This is a genomic window from Serratia sp. PAMC26656 (genome assembly GCF_016469055.2).
GTDB lineage: Bacteria > Pseudomonadota > Gammaproteobacteria > Enterobacterales > Enterobacteriaceae > Serratia > Serratia plymuthica.
The window spans coordinates 4,484,498-4,506,632 of sequence record NZ_CP150486.1; the positions used below are offsets into that span (position 1 = coordinate 4,484,498).

Genomic DNA, 22,135 nt, shown 5'->3' on the forward strand with positions numbered 1-22,135 from the left:
CGGAGACGCTATGCTTGCCCCACATCCCTTTGGCAGCGAAATTACCGCCGAGGCACTGATCGTAAAATTTACCGCGCTTAAGCAGTGGGAAGATCGCTATCGCCAACTGATTATGCTGGCGAAACAACTACCGCCGCTGCCGGAGCCGTTACGCACGGCACAGATGGAGCTCAGCGGCTGTGAGAACCGCGTCTGGCTGGGGCATCAATTATTGGCTGACGGCACGCTGCATTTTTATGGCGACAGCGAAGGCCGCATCGTACGCGGCCTGCTGGCGGTAGTACTGACGGCTGTGGAAGGTAAAACGCCGCAGCAAATTGCGGCAATGGATCCGCTGGCGCTGTTTGAGCAACTGGCGCTGCGCGCCCAGCTCAGCGCCACCCGCGCCAGCGGGCTGGAAGCGCTGGCCGCCGGGGTGAAAGCGATCGCCTCTCGTTACGCCTGACGCGCGGCTTTCGCCACCATTTTCTTCAAGGCGTGAGACACGGCGACAAAGCCGAAGGTAGCGGTAACCATGGTCGCCGCACCGAATCCCGCGCTGCAGTCCATTCTTTTTGGCCCTTCTGCGGTGCTGCGTGATGCGCAAACCGTGCCGTCCGGTTGCGGGTACACCAGCGGTTCGCTGGAAAACACGCAATCAATGCCTAACTTGCCCTTACTGTTCTTCACCACGTTGAAATCATTCTTCAACCGCTCGCGCAACTTGGCCGCAAGCGGATCCTGAATGGTCTTCGCCAGATCGGCTACCGCTATCTGCGTCGGATCTATTTGCCCGCCGGCGCCGCCGGTAGTGACCACCGGGATCTTGTAACGACGGCAATAGGCCAGCAGCGCAGCCTTCGGCCGTACGCTATCGATCGCGTCGATCACGTAGCTGAAATTGTTGTTCAGCAGCTCTGCCACGTTGTCCGCAGTTACAAAGTCGTCAATGCAAGTTACCCGGCATTCAGGGTTGATCGCCAGAATGCGCTCCGCCATCACTTCCGTCTTTGACTGGCCAACATGCTGGCGCAACGCATGGATCTGTCGGTTGGTATTGGTGACGCAAACATCATCCATATCAATCAGCGTAATGGCGCCGATACCGGTACGCGCCAGAGCTTCGGCCGCCCAGGAACCCACGCCGCCGATGCCAATCACGCAAACGTGCGCCTGGGCAAACAGCGCCAGCGCCTGCTGACCGTACAAACGTGCCGTGCCGCCAAAACGCTGCAGATAGGCTTCAGAATAGGCTGTGCTCATAACGCTTTACTTACCTTAACAATGCAAATGATAAGGGCCGGAAAATCCGGCCCTTGCGGGTCAATATCGGTATACCCTTCACCTTTCAAGACACAGCCAGGCGACCAGCTTGAAATTCATAGGGTATAACTTATTGTCGTCAGCGGGTGACCAACAACGAACCGCCGTTAGCGGAAGAAGTCTGGCTGGTAAACAGTGGCGTGCCGGTGTTACCGCCTTTCAGCACCCAGACTCGGCCGTAATGGTTGTAATACCCAGCCGAGTGACCGGCGTCCGGCCCGATGCCCTGGTACATATCGAAGTGCTGGCCTTTGATCGCGCCGCCTACGTCCAGAGCCACCATCAGGCGCATCTCATATTTTCCCGTGAATTTACCCTTGTTGTCCAGCAGAGGTACTTCTGCCAGCAGCGTGGTGCCTGCCGGGATCAGTGAACGGTCGGAAGCTACCGAAGCTTTGGCAATCAAAGGTACCGCACTGGCGCCACGTACCGGCGCAAAAGCCTCCGGACGGAAGAACACAAAGGAAGGGTTCTGCTCCAGCAACTCGCGCACTTCTGCAGCGCTGTGGGTATCGGCCCACTGGCGAATCGCCTGCATCGACATATCCACCTTGGCCACTTCGCCGCGATCGATCAGCACTTTACCGATGCTGCGATAGGCGTGGCCGTTCTTGCCGCCGTAGCCGAAGAACACCAGCGGCTGGCCATTGCCGTAATCCACATAGCCGCTGCCCTGGACTTCCATCATAAAGTTATCCATCAGCGAATTGGTGTAGGCAACGATATAACGGTCATCCAGCGCGCCAGAGTAAATGCCTGCGCGATCCGGCAGGCGGCCTTTGCCTTTTGGCGGCATGCGGTACAGCGGGTAACGGAACTCACCCTGCTGGGTATAGCGCGCCTGCACGACTGGCGTATAGTAGCCGGTGAACTGCACGTTGCCGTAGTTGTCCACGCCTTCCATCTGATAGGCGTTGAGGCCGTATTGGTTCAGTTGACGGGTATCGGCACCGGCGGCCATCCAGCTTTGTACTGCCTGAAAGGTGCTGTTGTTGCGATTAAACAGTGCGGGAGAAGCGTTTCTAATCTCCATCAGCTGATTCGAGTAATCCCTGGCGTTAACCGGTACGCCTTTGGCGTTGGGTTGATTCACCAACTCCAGCGACTGATCCAGATGGCCATCCTTATACTGCTGCCCCCGGTCGGTCGGCTTTGACGAACAGCCTGCCAATACCGCTACCATCAACCCGCCCAGCAGGTATTTGCCCCAACGTCCTTTCATTGCGCACACTCTCAAACAGATATGATCTACCGGCGAACGATAACAAACACCCATAGATAAGGGAATCGCCGCAAATAAAAAAACCCGCACGGCGGATAACGATGAAAAAGAACGCAAATTGCGGACTAATTCAGCATAAAGATGGCTTTAACTCAATTAATTGCAAAAAGGGTTGCAACAAAATGCACGGAGAGTATAGTGCGCTTCCATCGGACGCGGGGTGGAGCAGCCTGGTAGCTCGTCGGGCTCATAACCCGAAGGTCGTCGGTTCAAATCCGGCCTCCGCAACCAACCGATACTGCATCAGCGGTATCACGTAAAAGTTGGGATTCGATGAAAAAAGTATTATACGGACGCGGGGTGGAGCAGCCTGGTAGCTCGTCGGGCTCATAACCCGAAGGTCGTCGGTTCAAATCCGGCCCCCGCAACCAACCGATACTGTACCAGCGGTATCACATGAATGTTGGGTATTCGATAATACAAGCATTAAGACGGACGCGGGGTGGAGCAGCCTGGTAGCTCGTCGGGCTCATAACCCGAAGGTCGTCGGTTCAAATCCGGCCTCCGCAACCAATCTTAATGACTACAAATAAGCACCTTAACGGGTGTTTTTTTGTATCTGAAATCTGCCAAAAACCGGCCGGGCACCCACCCAGCCGCATCAGCTTAAACCTTATCCGCGCGCTGCCGCGCCGCCGTTGGCAAAATACGCCTTGATACCCGCCAAAATAGATTCCGCCACCTGCTGTTGGAAATGGCTGGTCCGCAGCTTACGCTCTTCTTCAATATTGCTGATAAACGCCGTCTCAACCAGGATAGAAGGGATGTCAGGGGCTTTTAACACCGCAAAACCCGCCTGATCGACGCGATTCTTATGCAAACGGTTAATTTTGCCCATTCGGTTTAGCACTTCCTTGCCGAATTTCAAGCTGTCGTTGATGGTCGCAGTTTGGATCAGATCAAACATGGTGTGATCCAGATAGCGATCGCCGCTTTTGCTTACGCCACCGATTTGGTCCGATTCGTTCTGAGTTTGCGCCAGGAATTTCGCCGCCGAACTGGTGGCGCCCTTGGTCGATAGCGCAAATACCGAGGATCCGCGCGCAGCCTGGCTGGTAAAAGCATCGGCATGGATGGAAACGAACAGGTCGGCACGCTGCTTGCGCGCCTTCGCCACCCTCACCTTCAGCGGAATGAACACATCTTCATTGCGCGTCATAAACACTTTCATATTCGGCTCGCGCTTGATTAACGCGCTCAGTTTGCGGGCGATCTGCAACACGATGTCCTTCTCGCGCGTTTTGAATTTGCCGATCGCCCCCGGATCCTCGCCGCCGTGGCCGGGATCCAGCATGATGACAATCGGACGATCGCGTCCCGCCTTGCCGGCCTGCGGCGCCTCGGCCGGCAAAGTGCGTTCGAGATCGCCCTTGTTGTAATCTTCCAGTAATGCCAATAGCGGATCATAGTCTTCGCCAGTGCCGCCCTTGCTGGGATACAGATCCATCACCAGACGATTGCGATATTCCGGTACCGGCGGCAGAGTAAACATATGAGGGCTGACGCTCTGCTTGAGTTCCAGCACCAGCCGAACGGTGTTTTGATCAAACTGACCGACGCGCGCCTGTTTCAAATAGGGATCGTCAGCGCGAACCTGGCCGACAATGCCCTTCAATACGCTATTGAGATGCACCCCTTCGATATCCACCACCACGCGATCGGGATTGGTCAGCGCAAACTGTTTATATTTCAGTTCGGTGTTTGATTCGAGCGTCACGCGGGTATAAGTAGAAGAAGGCCAGACACGTACGGCAATCACGTGCGATGATGCGGCGAAGCCTATGCGACTCACACTCAGCAACCAACTTGCGGCAACCCCCTGCAATATACGACGGCGGCCCAGATTGTGATTTGAGTTTGGCATGCGACTCCGGTAGTGATAACAGGTTAAAACAGATGAAAAAAACGCCGATAAAACGGGAATGGCAAAAACTTTAACGAATCCTCCCGGCGCTGTCATCAGAAAATCTTTCCAAGGTTTTTCAATTTATTAACCAATTAGCCCCTTCCGCAAATAAATACAGACAATTTCCCGCTTGCCATTGGGGCAATAAAAGAATAAAAATACAAAAATATCGTATAAATATGCAAAAGAGGTTTTGCCGTGAAGGAACGTAGTACCGAGCTTGTTCAAGGATTCCGTCACTCAGTTCCCTATATCAACGCCCACCGCGGCAAGACGTTTGTCGTCATGCTTGGGGGAGAAGCCATAGAGCATGAGAATTTTTCCAACATCGTCAACGATATCGGGCTGCTGCATAGCCTGGGGATTCGTTTGGTGGTGGTCTATGGCGCACGGCCGCAGATCGACAGCAATCTGGCGCAGCATAACTACGAACCTATTTATCACAAGCATACCCGGGTCACCGACGCCCACACGCTTGAGCTGGTTAAGCAGGCGGCGGGCCTGCTGCAACTGGACATCACTGCACGGCTGTCGATGAGCCTCAACAATACGCCACTGCAGGGCGCGCATATCAACGTGGTCAGCGGCAATTTTATCATTGCCCAGCCGTTAGGGATTGATGATGGCGTGGATTACTGCCACAGCGGCCGTATTCGCCGTATTGATGAAGAAGCGATCCACCGTCAACTCGACAGTAACGCTATCGTGCTGATCGGTCCGGTCGCCGTTTCCGTTACCGGCGAAAGCTTTAACCTGACGTCAGAAGAAGTGGCCACCCAATTGGCCATCAAGCTGAAGGCGGAAAAAATGATCGGGTTCTGCTCATCGCAGGGCGTCACCGATCAGGAAGGCAATATCATTTCCGAGCTGTTCCCCAATGACGCGCAGAAACGTATCGAAGAACGCGAAGCCGGCGGCGATTACCATTCAGGCACCGTACGTTTTCTGCGCGGTGCGGTGAAAGCCTGCCGCAGCGGCGTGCGCCGCAGCCACCTGATCAGCTATCAGGAAGACGGTGCGCTGGTGCAAGAGTTGTTCTCACGCGACGGTATCGGCACCCAGATCGTCATGGAGAGCGCCGAACAGGTGCGCCGGGCGACCATTAACGATATCGGCGGCATTCTGGAACTGATCCGCCCGCTCGAGCAACAGGGTATTCTGGTGCGCCGCTCCCGTGAGCAACTGGAGATGGAGATCGACAAGTTCACTATTATTGAGCGCGATAACCTGACCATCGCCTGTGCGGCGCTGTATCCGTTCCTGGAAGAGAAAATCGGCGAGATGGCCTGCGTGGCGGTACACCCGGACTACCGCAGCTCATCCCGCGGGGAAATGCTGCTGCAACGGGTGGAAAGCCAGGCGCGTCAGATGGGTTTGCAAAAGCTGTTCGTGCTGACCACACGCAGCATCCACTGGTTCCAGGAGCGCGGTTTCACTCCGGCGGAAGTGGACGTGCTGCCGATGCAAAAACAGGCCCTGTACAACTACCAACGCCGTTCGAAGATTCTGCTGGCGGACTTGTAATCCTCTGCGGGCGCAGCCTACGCCCCTCTTCTTTCAAGCCGCAGCCTTGTTGGCTACAGTTTGAAAGCCTCAGGATAGGCTGTACCCGTTTCGCTTTTATGGCGTTATCTGCAAGCGCTCCGCCAACCCGCTGCGACGTTGGGTTGGCGTGCGGATCGCCCGCATCAGCACGGTCTCGGTGGCATACAGCGAAAGCCGGCTACGCGCGCGGGTGATGGCGGTATACACCAGTTCGCGGGTCAGTACCGGCAAGAAGTGATTGGGCAACACCAGCACCGTATGATCAAACTCCGATCCCTGAGACTTGTGCACCGTCATTGCATAGGCGGTTTCATGCGCCGGTAAACGGCTCGGTTGCACCGACTTGATGTTGCCGTCCGGCAGTTGGAAGTGCACGCGCAGCTCGCCGCTCTCATCACGCAGAGCGATACCGATATCGCCGTTAAACAGCCCCAACGCACTGTCGTTGCGGCCAATCATCACCGGACGCCCGGGATACCAACGCCCCAAGGCCCCTGGCGTACGCTGGATCAGCCCAGCCCGTTGCAATCCCGCCTCGATACGCTCGTTCAGCCCGGCGATACCGAATGGCCCTTCGCGCAGCGCGCACAGCACCTGGAAACGGCCAAACTCCGCCAGCACCTCTCCCGCACCCGCCCTGGCAGCGACCCGCTGCAAATAATCACCGTAGCCTGCTACACAGGCGTTCAGCAGGGCCTGATAGTCCTCCGTTTCTGCCAATGGGTAACCCGCAACGTCACTGAAACTGCCGCTGAGTGCCCAAGTCGCACGCTTACCGTCACCGGCATTTACCGCAAAAGCCAATTGACCAATGCCCGAATCGGCATCAAAACGATAGCTTTTGCGCAGCAGGCACAGGCTGTCTCGCACCGCCGCTTCCGTCTGCGCACTTTGCCCCTGCAACAGGCAGCCGGTCAGCCGGGTGAGTTGTTCCGCACGAGCAGCGCTGTACCCCTGCTCGGCAAAACGGCAGATATCCCCCAGCACAGCCCCGGCCTCTACCGACGCCAACTGATCCCTGTCACCAAGGAAAATCACCCGTGCCTGAGCGGGCAATGCGGCAATCAGACGGGCCATCATCGGCAGATCGACCATTGAAGCCTCGTCTACTACCAGCACATCCAGATGCAGCGGGTTGCCGCGGTGATAACGCATGCGCTGGCTATTGGGCTGAGCGCCTAACAGGCGGTGCAGCGTCGACGCATCGGTGGGGAACAGCGCGCGTTGCTCCGGGGTTAACGCCAACTGCCTGCCTGCGCTGCCGAGCGACTCGGTCAGCCGCGCCGCCGCCTTGCCGGTTGGCGCCGCCAGTTGAATGCGTAAACGCCTGCCCTCGGCAAGCTGTACCAGCGCTGCCAGCAATTTGGCGACGGTGGTGGTTTTGCCGGTGCCCGGCCCACCTGAAATCACCGCAATACGCCGCGTCGCGGCCACTGCAGCAGCAATTTTCTGCCAGTCCGGCTCATTCGTCGCCTCGCCGAACAGCCGATCGAGGATGGCGCGCAGTTCAGGCTCGTCAACCGCCTGATGGATACTGTCGCTGCTGATAAACTCCGCCACCGCGCCTTCGTTCTGCCACATGCGCTGCAGGTACAAATGCTGCCGCTGCAACACCATCGGCATGGCGCTGCTGCCGTCCCCCACCGCCGCACTGGCCGCCAGACGCTGCTGCCAGCGGGCAATATCCGGTTGCCCGGCCGCCAGCCACACGGTCTGCGCCAGTTCCGGCTGACGCCCTTCAAACAAGTTTTCCGGCAGCAACTGCTCCAGCATCAGGCAAACATGGCCGGCACCGGCCTCCGCGCTGAGACAAGCTGCGGCCAGCAGAATATCCGGCTCTTCCCCCCTGGCCACTATGCGGGCGAACTGCAGGTCCAGCGGGCGCAGCACGCCAAGTGCCTGCGCCTGCTCCAGTAGCGCGATCATAGTTCATCCTCCGCCGTAATGGCTTCGCCGCTGAACAGGCGGTCCATGCCCTCCACCAACTGCGGATCTGGGCAACAGGCGAAAATACCGTTGCCTGGGTGCTGTGCGTCTACTCCGCGCAGGAACAAGTAAATCACCCCGCCGAAGTCGCGCCGATAGTCATAATCCGGCAACCGATGGCGCAGATAACGATGCAGTGCCAGCGTGTACAGCTGATATTGCAGGTCATAGCGGTGTTCCGCCATCGCCTGCTCCATAGCCGCACGGGTATAAGCGCTGCTGTCCTCGCCTAACCAGTTGGATTTGTAATCCAGCAGGTAGTATTTTCCCTGCCAGCAAAATACCAGGTCGATAAACCCCTTCAACATTCCCTGCACCTGCTGGAAAGCCAGCTCCGGGCAGCGGGCTGAAAGCGGATCGTGCTTTTTCACCAGCTTATCCAGCTCCCCCGCCTGCAACAGTTTTTCTATGGGTAAGTAAAACTGCAGCTCGGCCTGTTTATACTGCGGTGCCAGCGCCGACAACGAAACACCGGCATCATTGAGCGGGACATTCAGCAACACCTGCATCCATGCCAGCAGTATCGGTTGCCAGTGCTCGGCAAACCCTTGCTGTTGCAACTGTTCAAGCAGCCATTGCTCATCAAGGGGTTGGGTGAAATCCAGCGTTTCAAACAGGCTGTGCAGGAAGGTTCCCGGTGCTGCGCCGCGCGGGAAGGTATGCGGTGTGAGCGCTGGCTCACTGTCCAGCGCCTGTTCGCCTGCGGCATCGACATCCAGCCGTGGCAGCAGATCCTGCATCAGGCCAGAACCCTGTTGCTGCAGGCCGGTGTAACTGGTCACACGCCAGAAATCCTGCACCGGGCGCGTGAAGCTTTTTGCCGCCAGTTCGGTTAACGCCGGCGTCTGCGGCAACCAGGCTTGTTCATCCAATTGTTCCACCAACGACAGCGCAACGCCCTCTCCAGCCAGTTGCTGTAGACGTTGTTGCAGCCAGGCCGCATCTCCGGCCTGGCCGGCCTGCACCAGGTAACCCAGCGCGCTGCGGTGCAAATCGGTATCACCCTGTTTCTTGCGCGTGCCCTGAATCAACGGCGCTATGCCGATGCTGCAGTGGTATACCGAGCGGGTCAAGGCTACGTACAGCAGGCGCAAATCCTCCGCCAACCGCTCTTCTTCCGCCCATTCGATACTTTCTTCATTGGCGTTGAGGTCAAGCAGGGCCTGGAAACTCTGCCGATCGTGGTACAGCACCTGCTGCTGCTGGCGAAAATTGCCGACAAACGGCAGCCAAACCAGATCGAACTCCAACCCTTTCGATTTATGGATGGTGATCACCTTCACCAGATGGCGATCGCTTTCCAGTCGCAGTTGCTGGTTGTCGGACTGACGATTTGGCTGGGCAATCTGCTGCGCCAGCCAGCGCACCAACGCATGTTCGCTGTCGAGTTGCGCAGAGGCCTCTTGCAACAGCTCCCCCAAGTGCATCACGTCGGTCAACCGACGCTCGCCGCCGTGGCTGGCCAGCAGGTTTTCCGCCAGGTGGCGCTGATTCATCACCTCACGCAGCATAGGCAACACGCCACGACGCAGCCAGAGCGTACGGTATTTATCGAACTCATTGACCAGCGAATCCCAGGCGCGTTCGTTGCGGTTCAAACCGTCCAACGCTTGCGCATCCAACCCCATCAAACCGGTCGCCATGGCGCTGCGCAACGTACGCTCCTGCTCCGGTGCCAACACCGCCTGCAACAGCCACAGCAAATCCTTGGCTTCCGGGGTATCAAACACGCTGTCGCGGTTGGACAAATAGACCGAAGGAATGGCCAGGGCGCTGAGTGCATCACGCACCAATGCCGCTTCATTACGGCTACGCACCAACACGGTAATATCGGAGGCCTGCACCGCCCGCCGTTTATCGCCGTCCACCAGCCAGGCCTGGTCACTTTGCCCGGCACTGAGCCAGTCACGGATTTGCGTGGCACACAGGCGCGCCATCAATTGTTGATACTCACTAACGCCAACACCTTCACCCTGCTGCAACCAAAACTGCATCGCCGGCTGCAACTGTTTATGCAGCTCAAAAGCCAACCCTCGATTTTTCTCGGCGGCCGCCACCTCAATAAAGGGAATTTGACCGAACAGGAAGGGCTTTTCCACCTGAGTAAACAGATGGTTAACGCTACCCACCATTGCCGGTGACGAGCGCCAGTTAGTCTCAAGCGTGTAGTGGGCGCTTACCTCAGAACGGGCGCGCATATAGGTAAAAATGTCGGCACCGCGGAAGGCGTAAATAGCCTGTTTCGGGTCGCCTATCAGCAACAGGCCGCATTCCGGCCGGCCGACGTAGAGCTTTTGGAAGATACGGTATTGCTGTGGATCGGTATCCTGGAACTCATCGATCATCGCCACCGGATAACGCTGGCGAATCGCCTGCGCCAACCGCTCGCCACCTTCACTTTGCAGCGCACTGTCCAACCGGCTTAGCAGATCGTCAAAACCCAATTCGGCGCGCTGGCGTTTCTCCTGTTGAATGGAGAGACGAATCTCACTCAACGCCCGCGCCATAATCAAATCGCGCAGCGTCAGCGGCTCATCAAACAATTCATCTATCGCCACAAACAAGGCATGGCGGGGCGGATCGCCCTTTTTGGTTTTATCCAGCAGCACTGACTGACGGAATTTATCCAACTCTTTCGGCAATTGGTAATCCTGAGTTTCCAGCACCACCCATTCACCCACCTTATGCAACCAATTAGGCAGGTGTTTACTGCTGTAGCTGCGCTTATCCACGCCGGACTGGCTGATTAACGCTTCCAGATCCCCCGCCGCCGCCTGCCACTGTGCTTTGATAGCATCAATGCGCGCCACGATCTGCTCATGGCGCATCAATACCGTTTCTTCATCTTTCGGTGGCCGACGCAGCGTTGGCGCTTCGCCGCTCAGATAGCCGGAAAGATCGGCCAGCAGTGCCTCCGGGCCGCTCCACTCCTGGCTCACCGCCCGGGCGACGCCCAGCGGCAACGGATAACAATGGCGACGCCAGAAGTCTGCACAAGCTTGACGCCGTAGCGGCAATTCATCCTGCACCAGCGTTTGCTCAAACAGAATGCCGGACTCGAAGGCGTTGTGGGTCAGCATGCGCTGGCAAAAGCCGTGGATGGTGTAGATCGCCGCTTCGTCCATCTGCCGTTCGGCCGCCAGCAGTTGCGCGGCGGCATCGGGCAAATCGTCAATCTCCTCCATCAGCGCAGACAACAAGGGGTCCTTGCTGAGACCGCGGACGCAAGCAATGCGTAACGCATGGATATTGCTGCGAATACGCCCACGCAGCTCTTCGGTGGCAGCCTCGGTAAAGGTCACCACCAGAATCTCTTCCACCGTCAGCCGCCGGGGAAAGGCCGCCGCCTGGCCCAGGCCAAGCAGCAGGCGCAGATACAGCGCGCCTATGGTAAAGGTTTTGCCGGTCCCCGCAGACGCTTCTATCAGCCGTTCGCCAAACAGCGGCAGCGTCAGCGGATCAAGCCTCTGCGGGGCAGCCTCTGTCATGGTGTCGCCACCTTACGCGGCAGAGTTTGCTGCAGGGCAGAGGCGTTTGGATAGGTGACCCAGTCCTGCTGCACGGCATAATCCGCTTTCTCTTGCCCGCTGCCGCTGACCTGCGACAGCACCGCCAGCCCCTGCGGCTGAATGACCGCCTGGTGGAAATAATCCGCCAGCTTGGTCGGCGTCAGTTGCTTAACCTGCTCAATCAGCTTATGGCGAGTATCGAAGGTAAAATTGCCGCGATCGAAATCATTGGCAAAGCGGCTGGCTTCTTCGCTCAGGGTTTGCGGGCGCTGTTTCAGTTCGTTGATCATCGCCTGCTTGTACTGTTCAAAGTCCGCGTCTTTCATCTCACGCAGGCGCTTTTCAGTTTTCGGGTAGAAATCCAGATAGCGTTGGTACAGATATGCCGGCTGCTTGCTGTTGCTTTGCAGCAGGAAGCCAATCCCCCACTGGCGGCCCACAGACATTGGGAAAGCAAATACCGCATAACCCAATTGTTCCTGAGTACGCAGTTGGCTGTAGAACCAGGGCTGGATAATCTGCCCCAGCAGCGAGCTGTAAGCCATGCCGGTCACTTCATCATACCCGGTCGGCACATAGACTGCCGCCAGCGCCGAGTCAGTGCTGCTGCCCGCACGCTGCAGGTTAGCCAACTGTTTTTTAGCCACTTCAACGTCTTCGCCGTGCCACCATTCAATGCCGGTGCAGCCCAGGCGGTGTTTCAGCGTTGAGGCAAGAGTATCTACCTGCTGCTTGCTCATATTGCCCACCACCAGCAACTCCGGTGTGGCATCGGCCAACAGGCTGTCGCGGTACGCCAGCACGTCTTTCAGCGTCAGGGTTTTCAGCACCTCGCGGCGCTCACTGCGCTCGGAGTACGGCACGCGGGAAACCATCTGCACCGGTTGGATCGCCAGCTCAAACGCTTTCCCTTTCTCAGCCGAATCCAGCTGCTCCAGATACCAGGATTTGGCCTGCGCCAGTTGATCTTCCGTCGGCGTGAAGTTGGAATAGCCCTCAATCAGCGAGGTCAGCAACTGCGGCAAACGCTGGGTAAAGCCGTTGGCATTAAACATCAGGCCATTGTTCGGCGAAGTCGAGAAGCTCAGCCCGCCAATCGAGGCCTGATAACTCAGTTGATCCAGCGAAATACCCGCCAGATAGTCGGTCAGCGAGAACAGCACCTGATTGCGCGCAGAGTCCATGGTTTTTGCGTTGCGGAACGCCACTGTGACATCGGCTTTCGGCTCGTCGGCAAAGTAACGGCTTGGCATATACAACACCCGCAGACCCGGCTGATCGACCACCATTTCCGGTTTTTTGAACTCGTGGGACGGTTTGTTCAGGGTAAAGTCATCAGGAATATACGGGTTCAGCGCAGGCAGCGAAAGGTTGATCCCCTTGCCCAACTGCTGCCACTGTTCGAAACGCTGCGGCGCGATTTTATCAACCTGATAAGGTGCGTTGACGAAATAGGCCATCTTGTTATGCGGCTCATTCGGGCTGACAAACCAGATGCGCGCATTTTGCGGCGTCATGGCGTCCAGACGCTTGGCAATCGCTTTGGCATCATAGCGATCGGCCAGGTAAGGCGCATCCAGCGTGTGTTCTACCGGCACACGCAGCATGGTGTCCACCAACCATTCTATGTAGTCCATATCGCGGGTGATCGACGGATAGCGGAAATCCAGGTTGAGAACGTGGGAGATCTCATCGAAGTAGCTTTGCTTGATGCCTTCGCTGCGCAGCATTTTCAGGTAGTTAAAGATGGCTGCTATCACCTCGTCACGCTTGGCCAGACCTTTATCGGTCAGGGAAACGCTGATTGAGAATACCCCGCCGTTGCGATCCACCATCGGATCGGCCCCGGCGTTGATCGCATCCGCCAACCCCTGCTTTTGCAGCCAGTCAGACAGGGTATTTTGGCTACGGTTGCCAATCAGGTAACTAATATAAGTGTCGGTCTTACTGCGGAATTCAGCGCTGTTGTTATCAATGCGGAACTCCACTTTCAACTGCTTACGCGGCTGGGCCGGAACATAGTGGATAATGATGCCCTGCTGTTCAGGGGTGACCGCAGGGACGCTAATCGGCGGCACGCTGGCTTCGCGATTGGGCACTTTGCCAAACGTATTGGCCGCCAGTTCGGCCAGCTCAGGCAATGGCTTGCTGCTGTACAACACGCCCATCATCAGGTTGGCAGAATAATAACGTTGGTAGAATGACGTCAATTCATCATGCAGCTTGCTGCCTGGCTTGTCCTTCAGGGTATCGAGGTTACCGCCGGAGAAACGCGCGCTCGGGTGAGCCGGGTTCAGCGTTTCCGCCCCGACCTGCGCCATGCGCATGCCGTCGCGTGAACGCGCCATCGTCAGTTCGGCATTAACCGCATTACGTTCGCGATCGGCATTGCCGGGATCCAGCAGAGGCTCCGCAATGGCGTCCGCCATGCGGTCTACCGCCGGCGCTAACGCGTCGTTTTCCACTTCCAGGTAGAATGCGGTGCGATAAGACGCGGTGCTGGCGTTGTGGCTACCACCGTGCTTTTTCAGAAACTCCGCCAGGTTTTCCGGCTGCGGATAGCGCTTGGACCCCATCAGCACCATGTGCTCCAGGTAGTGCGCCAGCCCAAGTTGGCTGTTCGGATCTTCCAGCGATCCCACCGGCAGCGCCAGTGCCGCCAATGATTTTGGCGCCTGAGCATCGGATACCAACAAGACGGTCATGCCGTTTGCCAGCTTAATTGCCTGATATTGGCGTGGATCGTGATCGCTTTTGTTGATCTTCTCCGCCAGCGGTTGCCATCCCTGTGCGGCCCAGCTTAACGGTGCCCAACACATGGCCAATAATACTAACCCGGTAATGCGGGCCAACTGTCTGCGCATATCCAAAATGAACCCCTATTCTGACACCGCTACGCTAAATCCCTAACGTTAGCGGTGTGCATCAAAACAACACAACAAAAGGCTATATACCTGTACGTTATGTAAGACCGGAGCTAACCCCGATAGTTGAATATAATCCTGCTTATTTTTACCACCTCCCGGCGAGCAGTACCACCGGGGGATGTTATCCGTCGCCTTTCAAGTCGCAACGTTGTTACCTGCACTTATGTACGTGACCCGTCCATGAGCCACACCCCTTCGGGGCCGCTGCAAGCAGCGTTCCAATCTGCTCCGGGCAGATTTGTCACCCCAGTGACTTACCAGAGTAAGCGCCTGGGGATGAACGAGCTGGGGCCAGGCTGTGCTGTACAGGGATGTACGAATGCCGCAAGCGCATGGATGCGGCTTGAGCGGCCAACTCGAAATCCATAGGGTAAATAACTCTGGGTAATACCAAGGGATCAGCCTAAATTATGCTTCGCCACCGGCAACAGGTAACGTTCTGTTTCGGCCAGAATGTGCTCTAAACAGGCATTGTCCAACTGACGGAATACCCGTTGAACATAGGCGTCTTCGCCTTCTCCAGGAATGCGCTGATCGCCCTGCCAGGTTTGCAATAACTTGGCCTGCGCCTTGATTTGCACCTCTTCATCCCAGTCAATGCTCTGAGTTTCCGGTTGATAGCACTGGCTCAGCCACGCCCAACCGCTTTTATTCAGCAAGAGCAACGGCTGGCATAAACCGCGCTGATAACCCTCCACCAGCTCAGCCAACTGCTCGCGGGCATCCTCGGCGGTTAACGCGGCAAAACGCCACGCGGCGCCTTTGCGGCCATAAATACGGCTTTCCCCCGTGCCACCGGCGCAGCAGTACGCCAGATGTTCCAGCCACAACAGTATTCCATCAACCGCCGACAGGGTGGCCGGTCGCCAGCGTAGCAGCCCGTCCTCCTGTACCTGATGCAACCACCCGCTGATATGCACACCGGCGATGTCGATATCCAGCTCCAGACTGTGCCCTTCGCTACGTTCGGCGCGCACCTGCTCGGCCAGCTCGCTCATCTCCTCTTGCTGTTTCTGCCAGTAAATCTCACCGAAGGGCCCAAAAGGCAAGCCGCCGGCGGCACGCACCCGCTGGAACAAACGGGTGGCATCCTCGCCGTCAATCAAGGTATTCAACAATTGGCTGTTGAACTGATAGCGGCTGAGATTATCCAGGATGAAGGGCTCTTCATCCGGCAATTCGGTTTCTTCAAGGATAAAACTGACCCCCAGCCGCAGTTGGAAGAACGCGCGGATTGGGTGGCGATAGAACCGCAGCAAATCATCCAGCGAGATCTGGGTCTGCTCATCAGGCAATAGCGGTTGGTTAAACGGCGGATGCGCCGCACCGCGTTTATCAGCTGCGGGCAGCCATTCGGCGGCATAGCTTTGCGCTTCCGCGCCGGGCAAAAAATTCTCGGCGGCGAACGGCATGCGCGCGTGCCAGCTAAGCAAGTGTTTACCGACCTTCTGTGCGCTGGCATCGGCGTCCAGAGCCTCATCACCCGGCAGGCAATAACTTTGCTCCAGATACTCCAGCAGTTCGGTTACCAGCACCGAAGGGTAACGCAGGCTGTTATCCTGAATGGAACGGCCAATAAAGCTGATATACAGCCGCTGCTGTGCCGACAGAATCGCCTCCAGGAACAGATAGCGATCGTCGTCGCGACGGCTGCGATCGCCGCGTTTTACCTGCTGTGCCATCAGATCAAAGCCCAGAGGCGGCAAAGTGCGCGGATAAACCCCGTCGTTCATGCCCAGCAGGCAAACCACTTTGAACGGAATGGAACGCATCGGCATCAGCGTGCAGAAGTTGATTTGCCCGGCGAGGAAGCGTTGACTGATACGTTCCTGATCGAGACGCGCAGCCAGTTCGTCACGCAGAATAGTCAACGGCACCTCATCGGGGTAACGCGCCGCCAGCCCGTGTTCAAACACTTTGCTCCACTGCTGCTCAATCAGCGCCAGTGCCGCCTCGGTTTCGCCGTCCGGCTCAAAGAAGGTATCAAGCAGTTGGCGGCAAAGCGGCAGCCACTCCGGCAGAGCGCGCGCCTCGGTCAATCGTTGCCGCCAGCGGCTGAGGGAGGCCAACAGTTCGGCCAACTGCCCGGCTAGCTCCGCGACCAGCCCGCTCGATTCGTCATAAGGCAGCACGCCCTGCCAATCGCCGGCATTGCTGTCCATGGCGTAGCCCAACAGCATTCGTGTAATGCCGAACTGCCAGGTATGCTGGCCGGTAGCCGGCAAATCCAGTTCACGTACGTTGTCGTCATCCAGCCCCCAGCGGATGCCGGACTCCCCAACCCAGTGGCGTAACAGGCGCAGCCCTTCCTCCTGGATCGAGAAACGCGCCGCCAGTGCCGGCACTTCCAGCAGCGCCAGCACCTGTTCAGAAGTAAAACGGCTCTGCGGCAGATCCAGCAGCGAGATAAACGCCTGCAGCGCCGGGTGCGCCTGACTCGCCTTGCGGTCAGAAATCGCAAACGGCAGATAGCGTTCCGGGGAAGCGTTGCCGAACACCGCCTGAATATAAGGCGTGTAGCTGTCGATATCTGCCACCATCACGATGATATCGCGCGGCGTCAGCGCAGGATCTGCCGCCAGCATGGTCAACAGCTGGTCGTGTAAAACCTCCACCTCACGCTGCGGGCTGTGGCAAGCATGCAGGCTGATAGAACGATCCTCGGGATCGAGCCGGCGTTTGGTCGCGCTGCTCTCCAGCGTTTCCAGCGTGGTACCGATGACGGCGCTATTTTTCAACTCCAGCATATCGTGCTGAATGGCATGCAATAAGTTATCCGCAGGGATATCTACAAACGCAAAAATCTCCTGCGCGGATTCTATCTGCGAGAGCAAAAAGTGGTGGTCACGCCCCAACTTGCCCCATGAAGCCAACAGCGGGTTGGGCAGGTCTTGCTCGCCTTCCGCATTAAACAGCGCGGCGGCGTTATCGGGATCTCTGAATAAGGCATATTCCGTTTTATCCTGATAATGACGCCGCTTGCGGCTCTGCAATTTCGCCAGGAATGATTGGCTCTGAATGTCCCCCCAATAGTAGCGGCACGGATTGGTGAACATCAGGTGAATATCAATATGGCGACCCAGCGCCTGCAAGGCCTCCAGATACACCGGCGGCAGCGCCGAGATACCGCAGATAAACACCCGCGGCGGTAACCCTTCCGGGCAGCGTTCCGCCTTTTCCAGCACGCTGATAAAGCGACGATACAGGTTTGCACGATGCCATTCCGGTTGCCCCAGCTCATGGGTATATTCGACCAGCCGCGCCCACAGCGGTGCCTGCCATTGCTGGGCCTCCGCCAGCCCATCAATGCTTTCGCCCTTTTGCCAACTTTCCAGCCATTGCGGGCGATATACCAAATACTGGTCAAACAGATCTGCCACCCGACCGGCAAGCTGATGAATTTTACGCTTGTCGCCGTCGTCGGTGAGGTAATGTTGCAGCGGGGCAAATTCCGGCCGCGTGAGAAGATCCGGCAGGAGCCACATCAGTTTCCAGGTCATGGCGTCTTTACTGAAGGCGCTCTCTTTCGGGATGCCGGGCAAAACCCGGGTGAACATGTCCCAGATGAAGGTTGCGGGCAGTGGGAAGGCGATATTGGCGGCGATGCCAAACTGTTCCGCGAGCTGCATCTGCAACCACTGCGCCATACCGGGGCTTTGCACCAGCACCACTTCCTGCTGAAAAGGATCGGCCAATGGCTCTCTGGCTATCAACGTGCTGGTCAGCGTTTTCAGCAAATCCAACTGATTGGAATGATAAACCCTAAACATGGGTGCTCCCTTAAAACATAATATCTGCCGGAGTACCGGCGGTGCAGTACCAGCGGTTCAATTCAGCCCACTGCCGCTGAGGCGTTTGTATTCTTACCGTCAGCCGTTGGCAAGCGGCATGCGGGGAGTTTTGCCGCATATCGCGCTGCCACCCGGGCGGCAAGGGCAGCAGTTCGGCATCCGTGCGACCGGTGGCCGCAAAGACTTCCAGTTGTTGATGCGCCAACGACCAGGCTTGCCGATACTGCCACTGGCGCTGAAAAGAGTGCAACAGCACCTGATGATACTGTAACAATCCCAGCAGCGACACCGCGAACAGCAATGCGGCAATCAGCACTTCCGGCAGGCTGAACCCCTGTTGACGCCATAGCCCTGCTACGGGAGCCACCCGCGCGTTAATCCGCACAGTCCGTTTCCCGTTTTTCGGGGCAAAAATCCAGCCAACCGCCGATTTCCGCCCTTAGCTCGAAGGTCCCGCCCGTGCCATCCGGTTTGGTCAATTGATATAATCGCAACGGCTCCCCTTCACTCATCGCCCCGTCACCGCGCACCAGCACAATCCCCGCCTGGGCGGACAATTTGGCGCAGGCGCGCAGCTCTGCGGTTTGCTGGCACCACCAGCCGTTGGCACCTAACCGGTTGCGGGGCCAGGACTGCGCCACGCCCCAGCTGAGCGCCGAAGCAGCCTGGTTGTATGCCTTCAGATAGCGCTGTTGATCGGCGGCCAGCAGCAAAGCGCTATCCAGTTGGCGGTGCTGGGCATTCAATAACATCAGCCCCATCACCAACAGCAGCATCACTGCCGCCAGCGTACTGCCGCCACGCTGCCCCGCCGCACTCATGGTAGCGAAGCCATGTTAATCGCCCAGTGCAGGCTGCGGCGTATAGCGTCATCCGCCTTCGAACGCCCGGCCAGCGACAGCATGATCCATGTTTTGCCACTGCTGCCCGCGATCGATTTAACGCTGAAAGTTTCAATGCGCACTTCGTCGTTATCCAGTAACCGCTCCCAACCCGCACCGTGACAGTGGGTTATGCCACGTTGCCCTTCCAGCGCCCCCTTCCGCAACCGGTAACCAAAATACCCGGCATCTGCGCCAAGCGTCTCCCAGCGGCCGTTACGGGTGATGTCGTAAGCGACGATCACACAACTGCCCGCCGCCTCCCCGGGCGCATGGCCAATCAGTAATGCCCGCCCGCGGCAGTTACCGGCGCAGAAACCGGCGCGGCGCAGATCTTTCTCAATGCCGAACGCCAACTGCCGGAGTACCGATTCCAGCCGATAGTGCCGACCGACATCGACACTGTGCTGCCGTAACACCGGGTAGGTTTTGGCCGCCGCCAGCATAATCAGGCTGCCGAACGTCAGCGCCAGCATCACCTCCGGCAGCGTGAAACCTCGCTCTAGGGCTGGCATGCCGTAATCCCCCGGATGCTTACGTCCTCGCTGCACAGGCGTAGCCGCCCTTTGGCGGACAACACCAATCGAAGGCTGCCAGCACCGTTGCTGAGCACGATATGCCCAGCCTGCGCGTTATTGCGTAATCCATAAAATCCCATCTCCTTTTGGGTGTGCGCTGCCAGCCTTACATCCCGGTAATGCGGGCTGAACAGGTCATCGCCGTGGCCCTCGCACCCCGAAAGTGGCTGATTACTGCCGATGCACCAAGGATCGCCGGTTTTAAACCACAGCAGCGCCGTGCGGTTACGCCAGTTGGCATCCGCCTGCATCCGGGTGAGAAACGCCAGCAGTTGCTGAGCGGTATGTTCCAGCCGCAGGCTCTGCTGATAATGGCGCCAATGACTGACGCCCCAGCCGGTGAGCATGCCCGCCAGAGTGATCACCACCAGCAGTTCAATCAGCGTCATGCCGCGCTGGTCTTCGGTATTGAAAATCAGGTTGTCGTTCATGGCAGTCAGTGTAATCAAGGCGGCAAAACGGGGAAGCGCGGTTTACTCAGGCTGAAGCGCTCTGCGCAACCTTTCGATGTAACGGGCAGCAAGTCAAAATAAAATGCGAAGCGGAACGCAAACAGAGCCAAGACAGAGGGAGAAAAAAGTAAGGGCGCAACCCGTGCGCCCTTGGGGATAACTTATGCGGCCAAACTCAGATGGCAACCGGCGCCTTGATGGCGGGATGCGGATCGTAACCTTCGATTTCAAAGTCTTCAAAGCGATAATCGAACAACGAAGCCGGTTTGCGCTTGATCACCAGTTTCGCTAACGCACGCGGTTCGCGGGTTAGCTGCAACCGGGTCTGCTCCATATGATTGCTGTACAAATGGGTATCGCCACCGGTCCAGACAAAATCACCGACCTCGAGATCGCATTGCTGCGCCATCATATGCACCAGCAGCGCATAACTGGCGATATTGAACGGCAGGCCGAGGAACACGTCGCAGGAGCGCTGATACAGCTGGCAAGAGAGCTTGCCGTCCGCCACGTAGAACTGGAAGAACGCATGGCACGGTGCCAGCGCCATCTGATCCAGCTCGCCCACGTTCCAGGCTGAAACTATGATGCGGCGTGAATCCGGATCCTGTTTCAGTTGTTTCAGCACGTTGCTCAACTGGTCTATCTGACGGCCGTCCGCAGCGCCCCATGCGCGCCACTGCTTGCCGTACACCGGGCCAAGATCGCCATGCTCATCTGCCCACTCGTCCCAAATGCTGACGTTGTTTTCACGCAGATAAGCCACGTTGGTGTCGCCGTTCAGGAACCACAACAACTCATGGATGATGGAACGCAGGTGGCACTTCTTGGTGGTCACCAACGGGAAACCTTCCTGCAAATTGAAACGCATCTGGTGGCCGAAAATCGACAGCGTGCCAGTGCCGGTACGGTCGGCTTTAGGGGTGCCCTCGGCGAGCACTTTGTTCATCAAATCCAGATACTGTTTCATTTGTTCCTCACGATAGTTGTTGCTGCGGGCGACGACGATACGCCCAAATCATCATAATAATACCGGCCACCACCATCGGGACGGACAGGATCTGCCCCATGCTGACAACGCCGTCGAACAGGCCAAGCTGAGCATCCGGCTGACGGAAGGCCTCGACGATAATGCGGAATGCGCCGTAGCCAATCAGGAACAGGCCGGATACGGCCCCCATCGGCCGCGGTTTGCGGATAAACAGGTTCAGAATGATAAACAGCACTACGCCTTCCAGCAGCAGTTCATACAGCTGGGACGGGTGCCGCGGCAGCACGCCGTACTGGTTCAGCAATGGCAACAGCTGCGGATCGGCCGCGGCAATGGCGACGTCTTCGCCGCGCGAGCCGGGGAACAGCATTGCCCAAGGCGTATCAGTGGTCACGCGGCCCCACAACTCACCATTGATAAAGTTACCCAAACGGCCGGCACCCAGGCCAAACGGGATCAGCGGAGCAATAAAATCGGAAACCTGGAAGAAGGTGCGCTTGGTACGGCGGGCGAACCAGAACATCACCAGGATCACCCCCAGCAAGCCGCCGTGGAACGACATGCCACCGTCCCAGACTTTAAACAGGTAGAGCGGATTATCCAGGAACAGCGGCAGGTTGTAGAACAGCACATAACCAACGCGGCCACCGACGAACACACCGAGGAAACCAGCATACAGCAGGTTCTCCACTTCATCCTTGGTCCAGCCGCTGCCCGGTTTGTTGGCACGGCGCACCGCCAACCACATGGCAAAAACAAAGCCAACCAGGTACATCAGGCCATACCAGTGCAGAGAAACCGGGCCGATAGAGAAAATCACCGGATCAAATTTAGGAAACGCCAGATAGCTATTGGTCATCTATCACCACAACATGTCTATTATTCTTCCCCAACCGGGGGCGGCAGGTGCCAAACGCGCTAAAACACTCTTTTTCGTTGCTTTCAACGCAGTCGAGGAGGCGGATAATAGCATAAGCTTAACCGC

At 57.5% G+C, this 22,135-nt stretch carries 15 protein-coding genes and 3 tRNA genes; 5 read left to right on the plus strand and 13 right to left on the minus strand.

The window, feature by feature from the left end; all coding sequences use genetic code 11:
* The first annotated feature begins 10 nt into the window (after positions 1–10).
* On the plus strand, positions 11–445 hold the full coding sequence (gene csdE / locus JEM67_RS22185) for a cysteine desulfurase sulfur acceptor subunit CsdE (protein ID WP_199637691.1): 435 nt from the start codon (positions 11–13) through the stop codon (positions 443–445).
* Here the strand turns inward: csdE and tcdA are convergent.
* A complete protein-coding gene (gene tcdA / locus JEM67_RS22190) occupies positions 436–1,242 on the minus strand; it encodes a tRNA cyclic N6-threonylcarbamoyladenosine(37) synthase TcdA (protein WP_199637693.1) in 807 nt (268 codons plus the stop codon). The genes csdE and tcdA overlap by 10 nt on opposite strands.
* Positions 1,243–1,381: 139 nt before the next feature.
* Positions 1,382–2,524: a murein transglycosylase A gene (gene mltA, locus JEM67_RS22195; protein ID WP_013814284.1), complete on the minus strand. Its 1,143-nt coding sequence runs from the start codon at positions 2,522–2,524 to the stop codon at positions 1,382–1,384.
* Positions 2,525–2,738: 214 nt separating this feature from the next.
* On the opposite strand from mltA, the gene JEM67_RS22200 reads away from it, so the two are divergent.
* The 3 genes from JEM67_RS22200 to JEM67_RS22210 all read left to right on the plus strand — a co-directional run bounded on the left by JEM67_RS22200 (position 2,739) and on the right by JEM67_RS22210 (position 3,097).
* Positions 2,739–2,815, plus strand: a tRNA-Met gene (locus tag JEM67_RS22200).
* 63 nt (positions 2,816–2,878) lie between these two features.
* Positions 2,879–2,955 (plus strand) — tRNA-Met (locus tag JEM67_RS22205).
* Positions 2,956–3,020: 65 nt separating this feature from the next.
* Positions 3,021–3,097, plus strand: a tRNA-Met gene (locus JEM67_RS22210).
* A 100-nt stretch (positions 3,098–3,197) separates the two neighbouring features.
* Here the strand turns inward: JEM67_RS22210 and amiC are convergent.
* On the minus strand, positions 3,198–4,448 hold the full coding sequence (amiC, locus tag JEM67_RS22215; protein WP_013814285.1) for an N-acetylmuramoyl-L-alanine amidase AmiC: 1,251 nt from the start codon (positions 4,446–4,448) through the stop codon (positions 3,198–3,200).
* Positions 4,449–4,688: 240 nt separating this feature from the next.
* Between amiC and argA the strand changes: the two genes are divergently transcribed.
* Entirely contained in the window at positions 4,689–6,014 is a 1,326-nt protein-coding gene (gene argA / locus JEM67_RS22220; RefSeq protein ID WP_199637695.1) for an amino-acid N-acetyltransferase, read from the plus strand.
* Positions 6,015–6,110: 96 nt separating this feature from the next.
* Here argA and recD read toward each other — a convergent pair whose 3' ends face one another.
* The 10 genes from recD to lgt form a co-directional block, all read right to left on the minus strand.
* Positions 6,111–7,961, minus strand: a complete 1,851-nt coding sequence (gene recD, locus JEM67_RS22225; RefSeq protein WP_199637697.1) for an exodeoxyribonuclease V subunit alpha — start codon at positions 7,959–7,961, stop codon at positions 6,111–6,113.
* Positions 7,958–11,509, minus strand: coding sequence for an exodeoxyribonuclease V subunit beta (gene recB / locus JEM67_RS22230; protein WP_199637699.1), 3,552 nt, complete (start codon positions 11,507–11,509; stop codon positions 7,958–7,960). The genes recD and recB overlap by 4 nt, the downstream gene beginning before the upstream one ends.
* Positions 11,506–14,394, minus strand: coding sequence for a pitrilysin (gene ptrA, locus JEM67_RS22235; RefSeq protein ID WP_199637942.1), 2,889 nt, complete (start codon positions 14,392–14,394; stop codon positions 11,506–11,508). Before ptrA ends, recB begins: the two co-directional genes overlap by 4 nt.
* A 461-nt stretch (positions 14,395–14,855) precedes the next feature.
* The gene (gene recC / locus JEM67_RS22240) at positions 14,856–18,227 is read right to left on the minus strand and encodes an exodeoxyribonuclease V subunit gamma (RefSeq protein ID WP_199637701.1); all 3,372 of its coding nucleotides are present in this window, start codon (positions 18,225–18,227) and stop codon (positions 14,856–14,858) included.
* A gap of 10 nt (positions 18,228–18,237) precedes the next feature.
* On the minus strand, positions 18,238–18,633 hold the full coding sequence (locus JEM67_RS22245; RefSeq protein ID WP_199637703.1) for a prepilin-type N-terminal cleavage/methylation domain-containing protein: 396 nt from the start codon (positions 18,631–18,633) through the stop codon (positions 18,238–18,240).
* Complete coding sequence (locus JEM67_RS22250; protein WP_199637705.1) at positions 18,623–19,069, minus strand: YgdB family protein; 447 nt, start codon at positions 19,067–19,069, stop codon at positions 18,623–18,625. The genes JEM67_RS22245 and JEM67_RS22250 overlap by 11 nt, the downstream gene beginning before the upstream one ends.
* Positions 19,066–19,644: a prepilin peptidase-dependent protein gene (locus JEM67_RS22255; protein WP_199637707.1), complete on the minus strand. Its 579-nt coding sequence runs from the start codon at positions 19,642–19,644 to the stop codon at positions 19,066–19,068. Before JEM67_RS22255 ends, JEM67_RS22250 begins: the two co-directional genes overlap by 4 nt.
* Positions 19,632–20,138, minus strand: a complete 507-nt coding sequence (locus tag JEM67_RS22260; protein ID WP_199637709.1) for a prepilin peptidase-dependent protein — start codon at positions 20,136–20,138, stop codon at positions 19,632–19,634. The genes JEM67_RS22255 and JEM67_RS22260 overlap by 13 nt, the downstream gene beginning before the upstream one ends.
* Before the next feature lie 196 nt (positions 20,139–20,334).
* Positions 20,335–21,129 (minus strand): thymidylate synthase, encoded by a 795-nt coding sequence (gene thyA / locus JEM67_RS22265; RefSeq protein ID WP_199637711.1) that lies wholly within the window; start codon positions 21,127–21,129, stop codon positions 20,335–20,337.
* 7 nt (positions 21,130–21,136) lie between these two features.
* Complete coding sequence (lgt, locus tag JEM67_RS22270) at positions 21,137–22,009, minus strand: prolipoprotein diacylglyceryl transferase (protein WP_004952282.1); 873 nt, start codon at positions 22,007–22,009, stop codon at positions 21,137–21,139.
* Between the last annotated feature and the right edge of the window lie 126 nt (positions 22,010–22,135).